The organism is Salmonella sp. 741265116_PST, from assembly GCF_046567715.1.
GTDB classification, from domain to species: Bacteria; Pseudomonadota; Gammaproteobacteria; order Enterobacterales; family Enterobacteriaceae; genus Salmonella; species Salmonella enterica.
Genome location: NZ_JBKFPH010000012.1, coordinates 70,512 through 91,026, shown reverse-complemented (window position 1 = coordinate 91,026; position 20,515 = coordinate 70,512). Strand labels below are relative to the sequence as shown.

The following is a 20,515-nucleotide window of genomic DNA, read 5'->3' as shown; positions in this document are numbered from 1 at the left end:
GGGAACCTCAGTGTAAGGCCGCGTCGCTCTTCCAGCCCTAACGCCAGACACCACGCGAAGTTAATAGTAAAGGGTTTGATGCTCACAACACGCACCAAAGGCGGCGAATCATACAGAATTTGACCACCGTATGCAAACTGATCCGCGCTCCCTTATCGTAATGTGTATACTACCCGACGAAATTTCAAGTCAGGAAGATGCTATGTCCGTCGCGCACGTTGCCTTGCCCGTTCCGCTTCCCCGAACCTTTGATTACCTGCTGCCGGAAGGCGGGGTCGCCAAAGCCGGGTGCCGCGTGCGCGTGCCGTTCGGCAAGCAGCAAGAGCGCGTGGGCATTGTCGTCTCGGTTAGCGACCACAGCGAATTGCCGCTCGATGAATTAAAATCGGTCATTGAAATCCTGGATAACGAGCCAATCTTTTCTCCCTCCATCTGGCGCTTACTCCTCTGGGCGGCGGATTACTACCACCATCCCCTCGGCGACGTTCTGTTTCACGCTCTGCCGGTTTTACTGCGTCAGGGAAAACCAGCCAGCAACGCGCCCCTATGGTATTGGTTCGCCACCGAAGAGGGGCAAGCCGTCGACATCAACAGCCTGAAACGCTCCGCCAAACAACAACAGGCGCTGGCGGCGCTACGGCAAGGAAAGATCTGGCGCTATCAGGTAGCCGAGCTTGATTTTACTGACGCCACGCTGCAAACGCTGCGGCGTAAGGGGCTTTGTGAGCTTGCCAGTGAAATGCCCGCGTTTACCGACTGGCGGGAGCATTATGCCGTCGCAGGAGAGCGCCTGCGGCTGAATACCGAACAGGCGACAGCAGTCGGCGCGATTCACAGCGCGTCGGACGGTTTCTCCGCCTGGTTGCTGGCAGGCGTAACCGGTTCCGGCAAGACCGAAGTGTATCTGAGCGTGCTGGAAAACGTCCTCGCCCAGGGCAAACAGGCGCTGGTGATGGTGCCGGAAATCGGCCTGACGCCGCAAACGATCGCCCGTTTTCGCGAACGTTTTAACGCGCCGGTGGAAGTGCTGCATTCCGGGCTAAACGACAGCGAGCGTCTTTCGGCATGGCTGAAAGCGAAAAACGGCGAAGCGGCGATTGTCATCGGCACGCGCTCGTCGCTGTTTACGCCGTTTAAAAATCTTGGCGTGATTGTCATCGACGAAGAGCACGACAGCTCTTATAAACAGCAGGAAGGGTGGCGCTACCATGCCCGCGATTTAGCAGTGTATCGCGCCCATAGCGAGCAGATCCCGATTATTCTCGGCTCCGCCACCCCAGCCCTGGAAACGTTATGCAACGTGCGGCAGAAAAAATACCGGATGCTGCGTCTGACGCGGCGCGCAGGCAACGCCCGCCCAGCCCTGCAGCATGTGCTGGATTTAAAAGGCCAGCGTCTTCAGGCGGGACTGGCGCCCGCCCTTATCGCCCGTATGCGCCAACATCTCCAGGCCGACAATCAGGTAATTTTATTTCTTAACCGCCGGGGATTCGCGCCCGCGCTGCTTTGCCACGACTGCGGCTGGATTGCGGAGTGCCCGCGTTGCGATCACTACTACACGCTGCACCAGGCGCAGCATCATTTACGCTGTCATCACTGCGACAGCCAGCGTCCGGTACCGCGTCAGTGCCCCTCCTGCGGCTCCACACATATGCTACCGGTTGGGTTAGGGACGGAACAGCTGGAGCAGGCGCTGGCGCCCTTCTTCCCCGGCGTGCCGATCTCACGAATCGACCGTGATACCACCAGTCGTAAAGGCGCGCTGGAGCAGCATCTGGCGGAAGTTCACCGCGGCGGAGCGCGCATTCTGATAGGCACACAAATGCTGGCGAAAGGCCATCACTTTCCGGACGTCACGCTGGTGGCGTTGCTGGACGTCGATGGCGCGCTTTTTTCCGCAGATTTTCGTTCGGCGGAACGCTTTGCCCAGCTCTACACTCAGGTTTCCGGCCGCGCCGGGCGCGCGGGCAAACAGGGCGAAGTGGTGCTCCAAACGCACCATCCTGAGCATCCCCTGCTGCAAACGTTACTGTATAAAGGCTATGATGCGTTTGCGGAGCAGGCGCTGGCGGAACGGCAAACGCTCCAGCTTCCGCCGTGGACCAGCCACGTCATTATTCGCGCAGAGGATCACAACAATCAGCAGGCGCCCGTCTTTCTCCAGCAGTTGCGTAATCTGATTCAGGCCAGCCCGCTATCAGACGATAAGCTGTGGATCTTAGGTCCGGTTCCGGCCCTCGCGCCAAAACGCGGCGGCCGCTATCGCTGGCAAATTTTACTTCAGCATCCTTCACGGATTCGCCTGCAACACATCATCAGCGGCACGCTGGCGTTGATCAATACGCTCCCTGAAGCGCGGAAAGTTAAATGGGTTCTGGACGTCGATCCGATTGAAGGATAGTCCCCACGATGCGAGGCGGATCGTAAAATTAAAGATCCATCACACTTTTTATGAAAATTCTGTAACCGCTTCCACGCACTATCTGATAAAAATGTTTTCGATGAGTGTTACCAGGGATAGATCTGCGCCAGCAGTTCCCAGGCGAGGAGAAAGAGTGAAATCGAACAAGCAGGTTACTGCCGCTACGATGAAGGATGTTGCGTTGAAGGCGAAAGTCTCTACGGCAACCGTATCCCGCGCGTTAATGAACCCCGATAAAGTCTCCCAGTCGACCCGTAGCCGGGTTGAACAGGCCGCGCTTGAAGTGGGTTATTTCCCGCAGTCGATGGGGCGAAATGTAAAACGCAATGAATCCCGTACGATTCTGGTGATTGTCCCGGATATTTGCGATCCCTTCTTCAGTGAAATTATCCGCGGTATCGAAGTGACCGCGGCAGAACAGGGGTATCTGGTGCTGATTGGCGATTGCGCCCATCAAAACCAGAAAGAAAAAACCTTTCTTAATCTCATCATCACCAAACAGATCGACGGCATGGTACTTCTCAGTTCCCGACTGCCCTTTGACGCCAGCGTTGAGGAGCAGCGCAATTTGCCTCCGATGGTGATGTCGAATGAGTTCGCGCCGGAGCTTGAACTGCCGACGGTACATATCGATAACCTGACCGCCGCGTTCAATGCCATGAACTACCTGTTGGATTTGGGCCACAAGCGGATTGGTTGTATTGCGGGGCCGGAAGATATGCCGCTCTGTCACTATCGCTTACAAGGTTACGTACAGGCATTAAGGCGCAGTGGCATTGTGGTCGATCCGCATTACATCGCCCGTGGCGACTTTACCTTTGAAGCCGGGGCAAACGCATTAAAGCAGTTGCTTGAGCAACCGTTGCCGCCTACCGCCGTCTTTTGTCATAGCGACGTAATGGCGCTGGGCGCCCTCTCCTGGGCCAAGCGCCAGGGTCTGAAAGTGCCTGACGATCTGTCGATTATCGGCTTTGACAATATCGCGCTGGCCGAGTTTTGCGACCCTCCGTTGACAACCGTGGCGCAGCCGCGTTTTGACATTGGTCGCGAGGCGATGCTGCTGTTGCTCGATCAGATGCAGGGGCAAAATGTGAGCAGCGGCTCGCGTTTAATGGATTGCGAGCTGATTATTCGCGGTTCTACGCGCGCTTTACCCTAAAGTAAATAGCTTTAAGACTCACCTGTCTGGTCAAAGGCCCGCCGCTTCAGTAACATGACGGGCTGACGAACGAATAAATACAGCGAAACGATAGTGGCACAACGAGATTATGTACGTCGCGGCCAACCGGCTCCTTCGCGGCGCAAAAAGAGCACCTCACGGAACTCACGGAAGAAGCAAAGCAACATGCCTGCCGTCTCGCCGGCAATGGTCGCGATTGCGGCAGCCGTCCTTGTGACCTTTATCGGCGGTCTGTACTTCATTACTCACCATAAGAAAGAAGAGTCCGAAACGCTACAAAACCAGAAAGTCACCGGCAATGGGCTTCCGCCAAAACCGGAAGAGCGCTGGCGTTACATCAAAGAGCTGGAAAGTCGCCAGCCGGGCGTGCGTACGCCAACGGAACCGTCCGCCGGCGGCGAAGTCATGAATCCGAATCAGCTCACCAGCGAGCAGCGTCAACTTCTGGAACAGATGCAGGCGGATATGCGTCAGCAGCCGACGCAACTTAACGAAGTGCCGTGGAACGAACAGACGCCAGAACAACGCCAGCAAACGCTACAGCGCCAGCGTCAGGCGCAGCAGCAGTGGGCTCAAACGCAGCCTGTTCAGCAACCACGCACGCAGCCGCGGGTAAACGAGCAGCCGCAAACGCGCACGGTACAGTCCGCCCCGGCGCAACCTGCGCGCCAAAGTCAGCCGCCGAAGCAGACGGCCTCGCAGCAACCTTATCAGGATTTGCTGCAAACGCCGGCGCATACCAGCGCGGCAGCGCCGAAAGCCGCGCCAATTACGCGCGCGCCTGAAGCGCCGAAGGCGACAGCAGAGAAAAAAGATGAACGTCGCTGGATGGTGCAATGTGGTTCATTCAAAGGCGCCGAGCAGGCAGAAAGCGTCCGCGCTCAGCTGGCGTTTGAAGGCTTTGACTCCAAAATTACCACCAATAACGGCTGGAATCGCGTGGTTATCGGGCCGGTGAAAGGTAAAGAAAATGCCGACAGCACCATTAACCGTCTGAAGATGGCGGGCCATACAAACTGCATTCGACTCGCCACCGGGGGTTGAAACCCTCAAAATCTCCCCCATCTATACTTGCATTATGCCCCGTACGCCGTACGGGGCCGCAATTCAGCATTAGTAACCAAGGGGTCTGCTCGTGACAACAATAGTAAGCGTACGCCGTAACGGCCACGTGGTAATCGCCGGTGATGGTCAGGCCACACTGGGTAACACAGTAATGAAAGGCAACGTGAAGAAAGTCCGCCGCCTCTACAACGACAAGGTCATTGCGGGCTTTGCGGGCGGTACTGCGGATGCATTCACGCTGTTCGAGCTGTTTGAACGTAAACTGGAAATGCATCAGGGGCACCTGGTCAAAGCCGCCGTTGAACTGGCGAAAGACTGGCGTACCGACCGTATGCTACGCAAACTGGAAGCGTTGCTGGCCGTCGCGGATGAAACCGCCTCGCTCATCATCACGGGTAACGGCGATGTCGTGCAACCTGAAAACGATTTAATTGCTATCGGCTCCGGCGGTCCTTATGCCCAGGCTGCCGCTCGCGCTCTGTTGGAAAATACCGAGCTCGGCGCGCGCGAAATTGCTGAAAAAGCGTTGGATATTGCAGGCGATATCTGCATTTACACCAACCATTTCCACACCATTGAAGAATTGACCGCCAAAGCGTAAGGACCTCTCATGTCTGAAATGACCCCACGCGAAATTGTCAGCGAACTGAACAAACACATTATCGGCCAGGATAACGCAAAGCGTTCCGTGGCGATTGCATTGCGTAACCGCTGGCGTCGTATGCAGCTTGATGAAGAGCTGCGCCACGAAGTAACGCCGAAAAATATTCTGATGATTGGCCCGACCGGCGTCGGTAAAACCGAAATCGCCCGTCGTCTGGCAAAACTCGCCAACGCGCCGTTCATTAAAGTTGAAGCCACCAAATTCACCGAAGTGGGCTATGTCGGTAAAGAAGTGGACTCTATCATCCGCGATCTGACCGATGCCGCTGTGAAAATGGTTCGCGTACAGGCTATCGAGAAAAACCGCTATCGTGCGGAAGAGTTGGCGGAAGAACGTGTTCTCGACGTACTGATCCCACCCGCAAAAAATAACTGGGGCCAGGCCGAACAGCAGCAGGAGCCTTCTGCCGCCCGTCAAACGTTCCGCAAAAAACTGCGCGAAGGCCAGCTCGACGATAAAGAGATCGAGATTAACCTCGCCGCCGCGCCGATGGGCGTAGAGATTATGGCGCCTCCGGGCATGGAAGAGATGACCAGCCAGTTGCAGTCTATGTTCCAGAACCTGGGCGGTCAGAAACAGAAACCGCGTAAGCTGAAAATTAAAGACGCGATGAAACTGTTGGTTGAAGAAGAGGCTGCTAAGCTGGTCAACCCGGAAGAGCTGAAACAGGACGCTATTGACGCGGTTGAACAGCACGGCATCGTGTTTATCGATGAAATTGACAAAATTTGTAAGCGTGGCGAAACCTCCGGCCCGGATGTTTCACGCGAAGGCGTACAGCGCGACTTACTGCCGCTGGTAGAAGGCTGCACGGTTTCGACCAAACACGGGATGGTCAAAACGGATCATATTCTGTTTATCGCCTCTGGCGCGTTCCAGGTGGCGAAGCCGTCTGATCTGATCCCGGAACTGCAGGGCCGTCTGCCGATTCGCGTTGAACTTCAGGCGCTGACCACCAGCGATTTCGAACGCATTTTGACCGAGCCAAACGCCTCCGTCACCGTGCAGTATAAAGCGCTGATGGCAACTGAAGGCGTCAATATCGAGTTCACCGATTCCGGTATTAAACGTATTGCCGAAGCCGCCTGGCAGGTTAACGAAACCACCGAAAACATCGGCGCGCGCCGTCTGCATACCGTACTGGAGCGTCTGATGGAAGAGATTTCCTATAACGCCAGCGATCTGCACGGCCAAAACATCACAATTGATGCGGAATATGTGAGCAAACATCTGGATGCGCTGGTCGCAGATGAAGATCTAAGCCGTTTTATCTTATAATCGCGTCCAATGCATTTTCATCACTGTTGATGGGGCTGAAAAGCCCCATTTTTATTGGCGCTAAATATGACTGAACAACAACAAATTAGCCGCACCCAGGCCTGGCTGGAAAGCTTACGACCCAAAACCTTACCCCTCGCCTTCGCGGCGATTATCGTCGGTACGGCCCTGGCATGGTGGCAAGGCTATTTCGATCCTCTGGTCGCACTGCTGGCCCTTATCACCGCCGGGCTGCTGCAAATTTTATCCAACCTCGCCAACGATTACGGCGACGCTGTCAAAGGCAGTGATAAACCGGATCGCATCGGGCCGCTGCGGGGGATGCAAAAAGGCGTCATCACCCGGCAGGAGATGAGGCGGGCGTTAATCATTACCGTCGTGCTGATCTGTATCTCCGGACTGGCGCTGGTGGCGGTCGCGTGCCATACGTTAACCGATTTTGTCGGCTTCCTGATTTTGGGCGGGCTGTCGATTATCGCCGCCATCACCTACACCGTGGGTAATCGGCCCTACGGTTATATCGGGCTGGGTGATATCTCTGTCCTCGTATTCTTTGGCTGGCTAAGTGTCATGGGGAGCTGGTATCTCCAGGCGCATACGCTGATTCCGGCGCTGATTCTCCCGGCCACCGCCTGCGGTTTACTGGCGACGGCAGTGCTGAATATTAATAACCTGCGCGATATTAATAGCGACAGAGAGAACGGCAAAAACACCCTTGTGGTACGGCTGGGCGATGTCAACGCGCGTCGTTATCACGCCTGCCTGTTGCTAGGCGCGCTGCTCTGTCTGGCGCTGTTTAATCTGCTCTCGCTACACAGTCCGTGGGGATGGTTGTTTATTCTGGCCGCACCATTGCTCATTAAACAAGCGCGCTACGTAATGCGCGAAAGGGAGCCTGCGGCAATGCGTCCGATGCTTGAACGTACCGTTAAAGGCGCGTTGTTAACCAACCTGTTATTTGTGATTGGGATACTCTTAAGTCAGTGGGCCGTTTAACTGACAAATATCAATTAACAATTGATGATTTTGCCAACAGTATACTTAGCGCGATATACTGAAAATTCTCGCAGCAACTGAACGTTAAGCCTATGAAATACGATACTTCCGAGCTTTGTGACATCTATCAGGAAGATGTCAACGTCGTGGAACCGCTGTTCTCTAATTTTGGAGGGCGGTCGTCGTTTGGCGGACAAATCATCACGGTAAAATGTTTCGAGGACAACGGGTTGCTGTACGATCTGCTCGAACAAAATGGCCGTGGCCGGGTTCTGCTGGTCGATGGCGGCGGTTCTGTCCGTCGTGCATTAGTCGATGCGGAGCTGGCGCGTCTGGCTACGCAAAATGAATGGGAAGGGCTGGTTATCTATGGCGCGGTGCGTCAGGTGGACGATCTGGAAGAGCTGGATATCGGCATTCAGGCGATCGCCGCCATTCCGGTTGGTGCCGCAGGTGAAGGCATTGGGGAAAGCGATGTGCGCGTCAATTTCGGCGGCGTGACGTTCTTCTCCGGCGATCATCTCTATGCCGACAACACCGGGATTATCCTTTCCGAAGACCCGCTTGATATCGAGTGATCAAAAAAGGCGCCTTACGGCGCCTTTTTTATGCGTTGTCGCTGATTGCCGGATAGCAGCTTACGCCTTATCCGGCCCACCAGTGTCCGCATTCTAAATCCTCTATAGATTTCGCGTCAGGGCAAGGCGGCAAGTAAGTGAATCCCCAGGAGCATAGGCCACTATGTGACTGGGGTGAACGCACGCAGCCAACGCCGCCATAACGTGAAATATGACGAGGATTAGACTTCTTCCATACGACCAAGCAGCGCCTGCAAACGTTCCTGCCAGCCGCTCTGCTGTTCCTTCAGAGAATTATTTTCACGCTCGAGTTCTTCACGCTGATGCTGTGCAGACTGCACTTCCTGCGTCAGGCTGTTGTTCTTTTCTTTCAGCTCTTCAATTTCCATCTGTAACAGGGTGATGGTGTCAATCGCCTGCTGTACTTTTGCTTCCAGTTTCTCAAACACTTCTAAAGACATGATCTTACCTCTCCTGAATTGCAAGGCGACGCTTCACGTAAACGCGCACAATATATAGTGTCGATTGTATGAAGCCCCGCTCTCGCTGTCCAGCGACATACCGCGTAGATCGCGGTTTGCAGCAATTTTCATCCATCTCCTGGTAACATTCATTCAATAACTTAAAATTGTTAACATATTGGTTAATGAAATGATTCAATTCACACTCTTCTGCTGTCTCAAAATGCGCCTCATGGCGCGATAACGCTCATTTTATTGACGCAGTACACACATTTTGATTTCGATATTTCTCGTTTTTGCTCGTTAACGATAAATTAACAGTGTGCCTACAGGGCATCGTGGATGTCCATGACCTCCTCGCATACCAATAAACATTACATACTCTTCAGGATCCGATTATGAGTCAAACATCAACCTTAAAAGGCCAGTGCATTGCTGAATTCCTCGGTACCGGGTTGTTGATTTTTTTCGGTGTGGGTTGTGTCGCTGCGCTTAAAGTTGCCGGAGCTACTTTTGGACAGTGGGAAATCAGCGTCATCTGGGGTCTGGGAGTAGCGATGGCTATCTACCTGACGGCAGGTGTTTCTGGCGCACACCTGAACCCGGCAGTGACCATCGCACTCTGGCTATTTGCCTGTTTCGACAAACGTAAAGTTGTTCCTTTTATTATTTCTCAAGTTGCCGGCGCCTTTTGCGCAGCGGCGTTAGTTTACGGGCTTTATTACAATCTTTTTGTGGACTTCGAACAAACCCACCATATCGTCCGTGGCAGCGTTGAAAGCCTCGATCTCGCAGGCATTTTCTCAACTTACCCGAATCCTCATATCAATTTTGTGCAGGCCTTCGCGGTTGAAATGGTGATTACCGCTATTCTGATGGGGCTGATTCTGGCGCTAACCGACGACGGCAACGGCGTACCTCGCGGTCCGCTTGCGCCACTGCTCATTGGTTTATTGATCGCCGTTATCGGTGCCTCTATGGGGCCGTTGACCGGATTTGCGATGAATCCGGCGCGTGACTTTGGCCCCAAAATGTTCGCCGGGCTTGCCGGTTGGGGTGAAATTGCGTTTACCGGCGGTAGAGACATTCCTTACTTCCTGGTGCCGCTGTTTGGCCCCATCGTCGGCGCCATTCTGGGCGCGTTTGCTTATCGCAAATTTATTGGCCGTCATTTGCCGTGCGATACCTGCGTCGTGGAAGAGAAGGACTCCACCGCGACCACACAACAAAATGCTTCGCTGTAATCTGATTACGGGACAAAATTATGACTGAAAAAAAATATATCGTTGCGCTCGACCAGGGTACCACCAGCTCCCGCGCGGTCGTTATGGATCATGACGCGAATATCGTCAGCGTATCACAGCGTGAATTTGAGCAAATTTATCCTAAGCCAGGCTGGGTAGAACACGACCCGATGGAAATTTGGGCGTCCCAAAGCTCAACGCTGGTAGAAGTGCTGGCTAAGGCCGATATCAGTTCCGATCAGATTGCCGCTATCGGTATCACCAACCAACGTGAAACCGCGATCGTCTGGGAACGTGAAACCGGCAAACCGATATACAACGCTATTGTCTGGCAGTGCCGTCGTACCGCCGATATTTGTGAACAGCTTAAACGCGACGGTCTGGAAGATTACATCCGCGACAATACCGGTCTGGTCGTCGACCCGTACTTCTCTGGCACTAAAGTGAAATGGATCCTTGACCATGTGGAAGGTTCGCGCGAACGCGCGAAGCGTGGCGAGCTGCTGTTCGGTACGGTGGATACCTGGCTTATCTGGAAGATGACGCAGGGCCGCGTCCACGTTACGGATTACACCAACGCCTCACGAACCATGCTGTTCAACATCCATGATTTGGACTGGGACGATAAAATGCTGGATGTGCTGGATATCCCACGCGCGATGCTGCCCCAGGTACGTAAGTCCTCCGAAGTCTACGGCCAGACCAATATTGGCGGTAAAGGCGGTACACGTATTCCTATCGCCGGGATTGCCGGGGATCAGCAGGCCGCGCTATTCGGCCAACTGTGCGTAAAGGAAGGAATGGCAAAGAATACCTACGGCACCGGCTGCTTTATGCTGATGAACACCGGCGAGAAAGCGGTAAAATCGGAAAACGGCCTGCTGACCACCATCGCCTGCGGACCAAGCGGCGAAGTCAACTATGCGCTGGAAGGCGCGGTGTTTATGGCGGGAGCGTCCATTCAATGGCTGCGTGATGAAATGAAGCTCATCAGCGACGCGTTCGACTCCGAATATTTCGCCACGAAAGTGAAAGATACCAACGGTGTCTACGTAGTTCCGGCCTTCACCGGTCTGGGCGCGCCGTACTGGGACCCGTATGCCCGCGGCGCCATTTTTGGCCTGACCCGCGGCGTGAACTCTAATCACATTATCCGCGCGACGCTCGAATCCATCGCTTACCAGACCCGCGACGTACTGGAAGCGATGCAGGCCGACTCCGGCATCCGCCTGCACGCTCTGCGTGTGGACGGCGGTGCAGTGGCCAACAACTTCCTGATGCAGTTCCAGTCAGATATTCTCGGCACGCGGGTGGAACGCCCGGAAGTGCGCGAAGTGACCGCGCTGGGCGCCGCCTATCTGGCTGGTCTGGCCGTCGGTTACTGGCAGAACCTGGACGAGCTGCAGGAAAAAGCCGTCATTGAGCGAGAATTCCGCCCCGGCATTGAAACCACCGAGCGTAACTACCGTTACAGCGGCTGGAAGAAAGCGGTTAAACGCGCAATGGCGTGGGAAGATCACGACAAGTAAGGTCGCCATCCGGCAAAATCTTTGTGCGGGGGCAACTCCGCACACACATCAATTATTCCCTCCTTCCCCTGTGTTACACTGCGCGCCACTCCTTTTTGCTACGAGTTTTTTATGAGACGAGAACTTGCCATCGAATTTTCCCGTGTGACCGAAGCGGCGGCGCTGGCTGGCTACAAATGGCTGGGACGCGGCGATAAAAATACCGCGGACGGCGCGGCGGTCAACGCCATGCGTATCATGCTCAACCAGGTCAACATTGACGGCACCATCGTGATTGGCGAAGGCGAAATCGACGAGGCCCCGATGCTCTATATCGGCGAGAAAGTCGGTACCGGCCACGGCGATGCGGTAGATATCGCCGTCGATCCGATTGAGGGCACGCGCATGACGGCGATGGGTCAGGCGAACGCGCTGGCGGTGCTGGCGGTCGGCGATAAAGGCTGTTTCCTGAATGCGCCCGATATGTATATGGAAAAACTGATTGTCGGTCCGGGCGCCAAAGGGGCAATCGATCTCAATCTGCCGCTGGCGGATAACCTGCGCAACATCGCGGATGCGCTGGGTAAACCGCTTGGCGATCTGACCGTGACCATTCTGGCAAAACCGCGTCATGACGAGGTCATCGCAGAGATGGCCAAACTGGGCGTACGCGTGTTTGCCATTCCTGACGGCGACGTCGCGGCCTCAATTCTGACCTGTATGCCGGATAGCGAAGTCGACGTGCTGTACGGGATTGGCGGCGCACCAGAAGGCGTGGTATCCGCAGCGGTGATCCGCGCGCTGGACGGCGATATGCAGGGGCGTCTGCTGGCGCGCCATGACGTGAAAGGCGACAGCGAAGAAAACCGCCGCATTGGCGAACAGGAACTGGCGCGCTGCAAAGCAATGGGCATTGAAGCGGGCAAGGCGTTATGCCTGGGCGATATGGCGCGTAGCGATAACGTTATTTTCTCCGCGACCGGCATCACGAAAGGCGATCTGCTGGAAGGAATTAGCCGGAAAGGCCATATCGCCACGACGGAAACACTGCTGATCCGCGGCAAATCACGCACCATCCGCCGCATTCAGTCGATCCACTATCTTGATCGTAAAGATCCGGATGTACAGGCGCATATCCTCTAGCGCATTTGTTAGTTAGAGCCTTCCAGCCTCGCGGGGCTGGAAATCTTTCTCCTGACGAACGAAGATAAGGTTAGCGATTCAGAACAGGAGAAAACCATGGCCGATTGGGTAACAGGTAAAGTCACTAAGGTGCAAAACTGGACTGACGCACTGTTCAGCCTGACCGTTCACGCCCCCATTAATCCTTTTACTGCAGGCCAATTTACCAAACTCGGACTGGAGATCGATGGCGAGCGCGTTCAGCGCGCGTATTCCTATGTGAATGCGCCTGACAATCCGAATTTAGAGTTTTATCTGGTGACGGTGCCGCAAGGAAAGCTCAGCCCGCGGCTGGCGGCGCTAAAACCTGGCGATGAGGTGCAAGTGGTCAGCGACGCGTCGGGTTTCTTTGTACTGGATGAAGTGCCTGACTGCGAGACGCTATGGATGCTGGCGACCGGAACCGCTATTGGCCCGTATTTGTCTATTCTGCAATATGGCCAGGATGTCGCGCGCTTTAAAAATCTGGTCTTAGTCCACGCCGCACGCTTCGCCGCCGATTTAAGCTATCTGCCGCTAATGCTGGAACTGCAACAGCGTTATGAAGGCAAGCTGCGCATCCAAACGGTGGTCAGCCGGGAGAGCGTGCCAGGCTCGCTTACCGGACGCGTGCCTGCGCTCATTGAAAACGGCGAGCTGGAAAAAGCCGTTGGATTACCGATGGATAAAGAGACCAGCCACGTCATGCTGTGCGGGAACCCGCAGATGGTGCGCGATACGCAGCAACTGCTGAAAGAGACCCGACAGATGACTAAACATCTGCGCCGCCGACCGGGGCATATGACGGCTGAACATTACTGGTGATGTTTTACCGAATGGCGGCTGGGGCTTATCCGGCCTGCAAATCATCACCACTCTGTAGACCCGGTAAGCGTCAGCGCCACCGGGCAAATTACGGTTTACCGCCCGTTACAGCTCTGCTTTAAACTTCACGTCCTGTGTCGCTTTCCCAAACTTATTTTCCCCCTGAACACCGACAAACGCGCCCAAATCGATAAGCATCATCACCAGGATCAGCGTCGGAATAAATCGCCCGACGACCCACTGCCACATCCCCGGCAGCATCACCCAGTTTCCGGCCAGCAGCATCCACGCCAGAATCATCAGCAACGCCCACGCGCCGGATCGCCCCCGGTCATGCAGACGTTTGACCATGACGGCGGCGGTCGGCCACAGCAGGCACACCAGGCAAAATGCCGCCGTTTGGATATCAAGCAGGTTTTTCCCCGCCAGCGAAAATAGCGCCAGCATCCCGGCAAACCAGAGGCCGATCCAAATCCAGAAATCACGGCGTCCGATACGCCCTTTAAATGAGAATAACCATTGCTGTATGGTCATGTAAGTTCCTTATATTTTGCCTTCCGCTACAGTTTACCCTTTTGACAAGCCCGACAGTTATCGTTTTAATCGTGAGCAGTCCTAACGAAAGGTAAGATTGATGAAGCCAGGATGTACTCTGTTTTTACTGTTGTTTTCTGCTCTCACCGCCAGCATAACGGCGCACGCGCAGCTCTCTTCATCGACCACGACAGCGCCCTATCTGTTGGCGGGCTCGCCAACCTTTGATCTTTCTATTAGCCAGTTTCGTGAGAACTTTAACCGCCAGAATCCCGATCTGCCGCTCAATGAATTTCGCGCCATTGAGAATAGCCGCGATAAGGCGAATCTGACCCGCGCCGCCAGTAAGATTAACGAAAATCTGTATGCCTCCACGGCGTTGGAGCGCGGTACGCTCAAAGTGAAAAGTATGCAGATTACCTGGCTGCCCATTCAGGGGCCGGAGCAGAAAGCGGCGAAAGCGAAAGCGCTGGAATATATGGCCGCCATCATTCGCACTGTCGCCCCATTGCTGACAAAAGAGCAAAGCCAGAAAAAACTGCAAAAGATGCTTATCGCCGGTAAAGGTAAACACTATTACGCCGAGACCGAAGGCGCGGTACGTTATGTTGTCGCAGATAACGGCGAAAAGGGGCTGACCTTCGCGGTTGAACCGATTAAGCTGGCGTTATCTGAAAATCTGGAAGGGGCGAATTGATGACAAAAAGCAAAGCCTTTCCGGGGATGAATCTCTATACTGTTTCACAGACCATGCTGCTCTGACGAGCGGCCATCTTCCTTAATTCGCTGACTAAGCGTGGAGAAATGAAATGCGACATCCTTTAGTGATGGGTAACTGGAAACTGAACGGCAGCCGCCACATGGTAAACGAACTGGTGGCTAACCTGCGTAAAGAACTGGCGGGCGTAGCAGGCTGCGACGTGGCAATCGCTCCGCCGGAAATGTATATCGATCTGGCGAAACGCGCTGCTGCCGGCAGCCACATCATGCTGGGCGCGCAGAACGTTGATCTGAATCTGTCTGGCGCATTCACCGGTGAAACTTCGGCTGAAATGCTGAAAGATATCGGCGCGCAGTACATTATTATCGGCCACTCCGAGCGTCGTACTTATCACAAAGAATCTGACGAGCTGATCGCCAAAAAATTCGCCGTACTGAAAGAACAAGGTCTGACGCCGGTACTGTGCATCGGTGAAACCGAAGCGGAAAACGAAGCGGGCAAAACAGAAGAAGTGTGCGCGCGCCAGATCGACGCCGTTCTGAAAACGCAGGGCGCGGCAGCCTTTGAAGGCACGGTTATCGCTTATGAACCCGTATGGGCGATCGGTACCGGCAAATCTGCAACTCCTGCGCAGGCGCAGGCAGTTCACAAATTCATCCGTGACCACATTGCTAAAGCTGACGCGAAAATCGCTGAACAGGTCATTATCCAGTACGGCGGTTCTGTTAATGCGTCCAACGCCGCCGAACTGTTCGCGCAGCCGGACATCGACGGCGCGCTGGTTGGCGGTGCTTCTCTGAAAGCTGACGCCTTCGCGGTGATCGTGAAAGCAGCAGAAGCGGCTAAACAGGCTTAAGTTGTTGCGACGGGAGGAACTCACCTCCCGTCATTATCGCGTTACCAGTATCCCAACCAGTGCCACCAGAAAGCGCCGGTCACGCCCCAGATAATCAGGTTGACTACGCTCATCACCAGCCCTGTTTTCCACCACTCCGCCAACGTAACATAACCAGAGCCAAAGATAATGGGCGCGGTGCCCGTACCGTAGTGGGTGAGCGACATCATCAATGAAGAAGAAAAACCGAGCATCAGCCCAAGCAGCGCCGGCGGCGCGCCGAGACCCAATCCCGCAGCAAAGAACGCCGCAAACATCGCGGTGATGTGCGCCGTGGTGCTGGCGAAAAAGTAATGTGAATAAACATAAAGCAGGATCAGCAGTAGCGTTGCTATGCTCCAGTGCATACCGAGATGATTGATGGCACTACCAACGCTGGTCGCCAGCCAGCCGACCAGCCCCAGTTTGCTGAGAAAATCAGCCATCATCACCAGCGCGGCGAACCAGACAATAGTATCCCATGCCCCACGACATTTCAGAATGTCGTCCCAGCTTAATACTCCCGTCAACAACAGAATTGATAAGCCAATTAATGCGGCGCTGGTAGGATTGACGGTCCAGCCGCTCCCCATGAGCATGGCAGGAACGCCGGCCCACAGACAAAGCAGCAAAATAAAAACCGCGAGGGTGATTTTCTCTGCCAGCGAGAGAGGGCCAAGCGCAGTTAGCTTTTGTCGGGCGAACTGCGGCGCATCCGGCGTACGCGTAACGGCAGGCGGGTAGAGCCACCAGATCACAATGGGCATCACAACCAGCGATACCACCGCAGGAAGGAGCGCGGCGATAGCCCACATTCCCCAGGTCATATTCAGTACCCCGTCCGTTCCTTTGGTCAAGAAACTAACAATTAACGGGTTAGGCGCAGTTGCAGTAATAAACATCGCCGAACTGATTGGATTAATATTGTAATTTACCAGCGCGAGGTAACGGCCCGTTGCGCCATTCTCACGGTTTCCAGGCTGGGAACCAAGACTTTCCGCAATCGCCCGCATTACCGGGTGAATAATGCCGCCGCCGCGCGCGGTATTACTTGGCGTCACCGGCGCAATCAGGGTTTCCGCCAGCGTTAATGCCCAGGCGATTCCTAACGTTCTTTTACCAAACAGCGCAATAAACCCATAGCCTATACGCGCGCCCAGTCCCGTTTTCAACAAACTTTGCGACAGCATGATGGATAAGCCAATCAGCCAGATAAGTTGATTAGAAAAACCGCTCAACGCATCGTTCAGCGCCGCTGAAGGTTTACCGGGATGGGTGACGCCGGTCAATGCCACCAGCATAATCGCCACAATCGCAATAGCGCCAATCGGCATGGCTTTCCCAATAATCGCCGCGATAGTGCCGATAAACAGTGCCAGCAGATGCCACGCCTGTGGAGTCACATCTGCAGGGCAAGGGATAACAAACCAGATGGTCAGCGTAATCACGATCGAAATGATGGCAGGCCAACAGCGAATGGGGGTCAATCTGTCCATGAATCATTCCTTGAGTTTCCAGCGCACACATCTGCGCTCCGGTATTAACCGGCATCGGTGCAAATAAAACAATTCACCATCTCACAAAACAAAAAATTAACAGTCTGTTAAAGCTATAATCTCCCCAGAACTCGAAACCAGGCGTAATCCAGTGGTAACAGTACCAGATACGTCACCGCCGCCAGCGCCAGACACAGCAACATTCCCGCCTTTGCCGGCACCTTTCCTAACGCCATCGCAACAACAATCGGCGACGCCTGATACGGTAATAGCGGCGTGGAATAACCCAGCACCTGAATCATAATGACTGATAACAGTGGAAAACCAGTAGCATCCGCAAAACTTTCCGCCAGTGTCGTATAGAGCGCCGGTACGCCGTTCGCGGTCATAATAAAATTCAGCGCCGTCGTGATACCCGTGAGCGCAAGGAAACTGGTAAACGGTTTTTGCGTATCTAATGGCATAACGCGCAGTAATGTTTCCCCCACCGCATTACCAATACCGGTTTGCGTTACGGTGAGCGCCAGCCCCAGAATCCCGGCGACATAAATACAGGCGCGAATATTAATACCACTGGCAAACTCATCCCCGCTGATAAAACCTACTCGCGGCAACATCGTTACTACCGCTGCCGCCAGACCGGTCCAGGCCGGGCCAATACCGTGCCAGCTTTCCGTTACCCACATCGTCAACACTACCGCCAACATCCACGCCAGCCGCTTTTCATTGCAGCTTATTGGCGCAGGCGGTTCTGCCTCATGCGGCGCATGGGGCGCACCGGGAAATAACCAGCAAATCAGGGCGATTAATACGATGCCTTTTAACCATCCCAGTACTGGCGTATGCATCAGTAAATACGGCACATAGTTCAGGTGGATGCCATAAGAGCCTTCTGCCGCGCCGCTCATCACCAGGTTGGGCACGTTCGCAGGCAAAATGGTAGCGGAAAGCTGGAAGGTACCAAACCCGACAGCCAACGCTAACCCATACCAGGCGCGGGTGCCATCCGCTATTCCGGCGCGTTTCGCCATCGCCGCGACAATCGGCATTAGCAGCGCAATACGCCCCATATTTGAGGGCATCACAAACGCCAGAGCATAGCTAAGCAACACCACACTGCTAACCATCAGAGGCCAGGAGTCCGTTAATTTAGCCGATAACGCGCACGCCGCTCTGTCCGCAAGCCCGGTTTTACGAATCGCGATCCCCAGCACGAATCCGCTGAATACCAGCCAGAAAGCTGAAGAAGCAAAACCGCCGAAGATCGTTTCCGGCGGCGCAATTTTCGTCGCCATCGCTATAGTAAAAAAGAGCAGCGCGGTTATAAATTCCGGCAACAATGAAGTGGCCCAAAGCAGGATAGTAATGCCGACAACCAATGAAGGAAGAAACAGAGGGTGCGAAAGCCAGAGCGACATGCCTGTCTCCTGTTGTTTTTTTCAACAAGAATACGGGGACAGGCACGTAGAGTAAACGCCAGAATCGCCAGGGTTACTTCAGGATCTCACACTGATGATCCTGAATTTCCTCGGCAGAAGCGCGATTGAAGGTCAGTAAATTACGTTCGGTCGCCAACAGGACAAAAGAGCCATCGCTTTGGCGTACCACCGCCAGCGCATAGCGTCCCATATGATCGCGCGCTTCCGGCACCTCTTCCGCCAGCATCATAAACGGACTACGCTGCGCCAGTTCGCTCTCAGTTACCCGGCGCGCCAGGTATTCATGCCCCATCAGGTCGCCCGGTAGCGGAAGCCAGCGAGTGCTGATGCGCGTGAGATCGTTATCCAGTTGTTCCCGAACGTCAGGACGGATGCAAGAAATATGGATATGCAAATGGTCCTGTGAACGACCAAGCCGCGAATTAATCGCCAGCGAGACTGCGCTATCCGGAATATCATGCCCATATTTTTTACTCATATAGCCGCGAGCCTGCCAGGCCAACCAGAAAAAGTTGGGCGTAGCGGGTTCCAGCAATAGCGGGCTTTCTGTACCGTTGATACGGTAGGTGGGCATCAATAAATATTGCAACGGACCGTGACGATCTTTAAAGACGACATAGCCGGCGCGAGGTTTGACTTCCGCGCAAGGCGCTGGGTTTTGATGCTGTAACTGATCGGGCAGGCATTGTTCAAGCACGATTTCCCGTAACGCATCAGGATTGCCGGAAAATTTCCAGTAACCGACGCCCGCCGCGGCGACCATCACTATCACCGCCAGTAAAAAGTAGCCTGTTTTTTTCATGTTATGCGTTCCCTGTGACCCATAGACGGGGAAGAGTAACGCAAAATGGTGGCAAAGAAAAAACCCGGTAACATAATACGTTACCGGGTTTATAAACGGTTTAGCGTTTGCTGATTTGGTCGAACGTACCGCCATTAGCGAAGTGATCTTTTTGCGCCTTCGCCCAGCCGCCAAACACCTCGTCAATGGTGAACAGCTTCAGCTTCGGAAACGCATCGTCGTATTTTTTCGCCACGTCAGCATCGCGCGGACGGTAGAAGTTTTTCGCTGCTATCTCCTGCCCTTCCGGCGAGTAGAGATACTTGAGATACGCTTCCGCTACCGCTTTGGTGTCTTTCTTTTCCACCACTTTGTCGACCACGGAAACGGTCGGCTCTGCGAGAATAGATTCACTCGGGGTCACTATCTCGAATTTATCTTTACCCAGTTCGTTCGTCGCCAGTAACGCTTCGTTTTCCCAGGCGATCAGCACATCACCGATACCGCGTTCAACGAAAGTATTGGTTGAGCCGCGCGCGCCGGAGTCCAGCACTTCAACGTTTTTAAACAGGGCTTTGACAAAGTCCTGCGCTTTGGCCTGATCGTTATTGTTGTGGTGCAGGGCGTAGCCCCATGCCGCCAGATAGTTCCAGCGGGCGCCGCCGGAGCTTTTCGGGTTTGGCGTAATCACCGACACACCGGGTTTAATCAGATCGTTCCAGTCATGAATTTGTTTTGGATTGCCTTTGCGGACCAGGAAAACGATGGTGGAGGTGTAAGGTGCTGAGTTATCCGGCAGACGCTTAATCCAGTTTTTATCGATATGACCACGTTCCGCAATAGCGTCCACATCGTAAGCCAGCGCCAGCGTCACGACATCGGCTTCAATGCCGTTAATAACGGAAGTCGCCTGTTTACCCGAACCGCCGTGCGATTGGCGGATCACGACGTTGTCGCCGGTTTCCTGCTTCCAGTGCGCGCTAAACGCTTTGTTGTACTGCTCGTACAGCTCACGCGTTGGATCGTACGATACGTTAAGTAACTGAATATCCTTTGCCAGAAGGCTGGTTGACGCCAGCAATAATGTGAACCCCACGCCCCACTTTTTCATCGCCCGACTCGCTTATGTTGTGTTGTGATGAGCAAAGCGTGCCAGAAAGAGATCCAAACATTAAAGAATAAAAAAAGATTGGCTATAACTTCGAGGAATAAATCTGAGGGATTGCCGGATGGCGGTTAGCGCCTAATCCGGCCTACACGTTTCTGCAACCTGTAGGCCTGATAAGCG

At 54.3% G+C, this 20,515-nt stretch carries 19 protein-coding genes; 13 read left to right on the top strand and 6 right to left on the bottom strand.

Annotated features, from left to right (window positions below; genetic code table 11):
- Positions 1-202 precede the first annotated feature (202 nt).
- From priA to rraA, 7 genes are all read left to right on the top strand, one after another.
- On the top strand, positions 203-2,401 hold the full coding sequence (priA, locus tag ACLD11_RS10765; protein ID WP_411014890.1) for a primosomal protein N': 2,199 nt from the start codon (positions 203-205) through the stop codon (positions 2,399-2,401).
- Between the two features lie 154 nt (positions 2,402-2,555).
- Positions 2,556-3,581 carry a DNA-binding transcriptional regulator CytR gene (gene cytR / locus ACLD11_RS10760; protein ID WP_000841337.1) on the top strand — a complete coding sequence of 342 codons (1,026 nt, stop codon included), beginning with the start codon at positions 2,556-2,558 and terminating at the stop codon, positions 3,579-3,581.
- 93 nt (positions 3,582-3,674) lie between these two features.
- Positions 3,675-4,646 (top strand): cell division protein FtsN, encoded by a 972-nt coding sequence (ftsN, locus tag ACLD11_RS10755; protein ID WP_000068814.1) that lies wholly within the window; start codon positions 3,675-3,677, stop codon positions 4,644-4,646.
- A gap of 91 nt (positions 4,647-4,737) precedes the next feature.
- Complete coding sequence (gene hslV, locus ACLD11_RS10750) at positions 4,738-5,268, top strand: ATP-dependent protease subunit HslV (RefSeq protein WP_000208240.1); 531 nt, start codon at positions 4,738-4,740, stop codon at positions 5,266-5,268.
- Positions 5,269-5,277: 9 nt separating this feature from the next.
- A complete protein-coding gene (gene hslU, locus ACLD11_RS10745; protein ID WP_183060162.1) occupies positions 5,278-6,609 on the top strand; it encodes an HslU--HslV peptidase ATPase subunit in 1,332 nt (443 codons plus the stop codon).
- A gap of 66 nt (positions 6,610-6,675) precedes the next feature.
- Entirely contained in the window at positions 6,676-7,605 is a 930-nt protein-coding gene (gene menA, locus ACLD11_RS10740) for a 1,4-dihydroxy-2-naphthoate polyprenyltransferase (RefSeq protein WP_411014889.1), read from the top strand.
- A 92-nt stretch (positions 7,606-7,697) separates the two neighbouring features.
- Positions 7,698-8,183, top strand: coding sequence for a ribonuclease E activity regulator RraA (gene rraA, locus ACLD11_RS10735; RefSeq protein ID WP_000872918.1), 486 nt, complete (start codon positions 7,698-7,700; stop codon positions 8,181-8,183).
- A gap of 221 nt (positions 8,184-8,404) precedes the next feature.
- On the opposite strand, the gene zapB is transcribed toward rraA, so the two are convergent.
- Positions 8,405-8,644 carry a septal ring assembly protein ZapB gene (zapB, locus tag ACLD11_RS10730; RefSeq protein ID WP_000051370.1) on the bottom strand — a complete coding sequence of 80 codons (240 nt, stop codon included), beginning with the start codon at positions 8,642-8,644 and terminating at the stop codon, positions 8,405-8,407.
- A gap of 398 nt (positions 8,645-9,042) precedes the next feature.
- Between zapB and ACLD11_RS10725 the strand changes: the two genes are divergently transcribed.
- The 4 genes from ACLD11_RS10725 (at position 9,043) to fpr (ending at position 13,382) form a co-directional block, all read left to right on the top strand.
- Entirely contained in the window at positions 9,043-9,888 is an 846-nt protein-coding gene (locus tag ACLD11_RS10725) for an MIP/aquaporin family protein (RefSeq protein WP_000084285.1), read from the top strand.
- Between the two features lie 20 nt (positions 9,889-9,908).
- Positions 9,909-11,417, top strand: coding sequence for a glycerol kinase GlpK (gene glpK, locus ACLD11_RS10720; protein WP_000136808.1), 1,509 nt, complete (start codon positions 9,909-9,911; stop codon positions 11,415-11,417).
- A gap of 111 nt (positions 11,418-11,528) precedes the next feature.
- The gene (gene glpX / locus ACLD11_RS10715; protein WP_001250624.1) at positions 11,529-12,539 is read left to right on the top strand and encodes a class II fructose-bisphosphatase; all 1,011 of its coding nucleotides are present in this window, start codon (positions 11,529-11,531) and stop codon (positions 12,537-12,539) included.
- A 96-nt stretch (positions 12,540-12,635) separates the two neighbouring features.
- Complete coding sequence (gene fpr, locus ACLD11_RS10710; protein WP_000796303.1) at positions 12,636-13,382, top strand: ferredoxin--NADP(+) reductase; 747 nt, start codon at positions 12,636-12,638, stop codon at positions 13,380-13,382.
- A 105-nt stretch (positions 13,383-13,487) separates the two neighbouring features.
- Here the strand turns inward: fpr and ACLD11_RS10705 are convergent, their stop codons facing one another.
- On the bottom strand, positions 13,488-13,916 hold the full coding sequence (locus ACLD11_RS10705; RefSeq protein ID WP_000155236.1) for a DUF805 domain-containing protein: 429 nt from the start codon (positions 13,914-13,916) through the stop codon (positions 13,488-13,490).
- 100 nt (positions 13,917-14,016) lie between these two features.
- On the opposite strand from ACLD11_RS10705, the gene ACLD11_RS10700 reads away from it, so the two are divergent.
- Together ACLD11_RS10700 and tpiA are read left to right on the top strand one after the other, a co-directional pair.
- A complete protein-coding gene (locus ACLD11_RS10700) occupies positions 14,017-14,613 on the top strand; it encodes a YiiQ family protein (RefSeq protein ID WP_000802241.1) in 597 nt (198 codons plus the stop codon).
- Positions 14,614-14,725: 112 nt separating this feature from the next.
- Complete coding sequence (gene tpiA, locus ACLD11_RS10695) at positions 14,726-15,493, top strand: triose-phosphate isomerase (RefSeq protein ID WP_080095360.1); 768 nt, start codon at positions 14,726-14,728, stop codon at positions 15,491-15,493.
- Between the two features lie 41 nt (positions 15,494-15,534).
- On the opposite strand, the gene ACLD11_RS10690 is transcribed toward tpiA, so the two are convergent.
- The 4 genes from ACLD11_RS10690 to ACLD11_RS10675 form a co-directional block, all read right to left on the bottom strand.
- Positions 15,535-17,007 (bottom strand): DASS family sodium-coupled anion symporter, encoded by a 1,473-nt coding sequence (locus ACLD11_RS10690; RefSeq protein WP_080095359.1) that lies wholly within the window; start codon positions 17,005-17,007, stop codon positions 15,535-15,537.
- Between the two features lie 113 nt (positions 17,008-17,120).
- Positions 17,121-18,425, bottom strand: coding sequence for an SLC13 family permease (locus ACLD11_RS10685; RefSeq protein WP_411014888.1), 1,305 nt, complete (start codon positions 18,423-18,425; stop codon positions 17,121-17,123).
- Positions 18,426-18,498: 73 nt separating this feature from the next.
- Positions 18,499-19,248 carry a CDP-diacylglycerol diphosphatase gene (locus tag ACLD11_RS10680; protein WP_411014887.1) on the bottom strand — a complete coding sequence of 250 codons (750 nt, stop codon included), beginning with the start codon at positions 19,246-19,248 and terminating at the stop codon, positions 18,499-18,501.
- Between the two features lie 100 nt (positions 19,249-19,348).
- The gene (locus ACLD11_RS10675) at positions 19,349-20,338 is read right to left on the bottom strand and encodes a sulfate ABC transporter substrate-binding protein (RefSeq protein ID WP_411014886.1); all 990 of its coding nucleotides are present in this window, start codon (positions 20,336-20,338) and stop codon (positions 19,349-19,351) included.
- Positions 20,339-20,515 lie beyond the last annotated feature (177 nt).

Bases quoted from the DNA above. Each gene is read 5' to 3' on its own strand.
- priA (WP_411014890.1), top strand. From the start codon at position 203: ATGTCCGTCGCGCACGTTGCCTTGCCCGTTCCGCTTCCCCGAACCTTT.
- hslU (WP_183060162.1), top strand. From the start codon at position 5,278: ATGTCTGAAATGACCCCACGCGAAATTGTCAGCGAACTGAACAAACAC.
- menA (WP_411014889.1), top strand. From the start codon at position 6,676: ATGACTGAACAACAACAAATTAGCCGCACCCAGGCCTGGCTGGAAAGC.
- rraA (WP_000872918.1), top strand. From the start codon at position 7,698: ATGAAATACGATACTTCCGAGCTTTGTGACATCTATCAGGAAGATGTC.
- zapB (WP_000051370.1), bottom strand. From the start codon at position 8,644: ATGTCTTTAGAAGTGTTTGAGAAACTGGAAGCAAAAGTACAGCAGGCG.
- ACLD11_RS10725 (WP_000084285.1), top strand. From the start codon at position 9,043: ATGAGTCAAACATCAACCTTAAAAGGCCAGTGCATTGCTGAATTCCTC.
- glpK (WP_000136808.1), top strand. From the start codon at position 9,909: ATGACTGAAAAAAAATATATCGTTGCGCTCGACCAGGGTACCACCAGC.
- glpX (WP_001250624.1), top strand. From the start codon at position 11,529: ATGAGACGAGAACTTGCCATCGAATTTTCCCGTGTGACCGAAGCGGCG.
- fpr (WP_000796303.1), top strand. From the start codon at position 12,636: ATGGCCGATTGGGTAACAGGTAAAGTCACTAAGGTGCAAAACTGGACT.
- ACLD11_RS10705 (WP_000155236.1), bottom strand. From the start codon at position 13,916: ATGACCATACAGCAATGGTTATTCTCATTTAAAGGGCGTATCGGACGC.
- ACLD11_RS10700 (WP_000802241.1), top strand. From the start codon at position 14,017: ATGAAGCCAGGATGTACTCTGTTTTTACTGTTGTTTTCTGCTCTCACC.
- tpiA (WP_080095360.1), top strand. From the start codon at position 14,726: ATGCGACATCCTTTAGTGATGGGTAACTGGAAACTGAACGGCAGCCGC.
- ACLD11_RS10690 (WP_080095359.1), bottom strand. From the start codon at position 17,007: ATGGACAGATTGACCCCCATTCGCTGTTGGCCTGCCATCATTTCGATC.
- ACLD11_RS10685 (WP_411014888.1), bottom strand. From the start codon at position 18,425: ATGTCGCTCTGGCTTTCGCACCCTCTGTTTCTTCCTTCATTGGTTGTC.
- ACLD11_RS10680 (WP_411014887.1), bottom strand. From the start codon at position 19,248: ATGAAAAAAACAGGCTACTTTTTACTGGCGGTGATAGTGATGGTCGCC.
- ACLD11_RS10675 (WP_411014886.1), bottom strand. From the start codon at position 20,338: ATGAAAAAGTGGGGCGTGGGGTTCACATTATTGCTGGCGTCAACCAGC.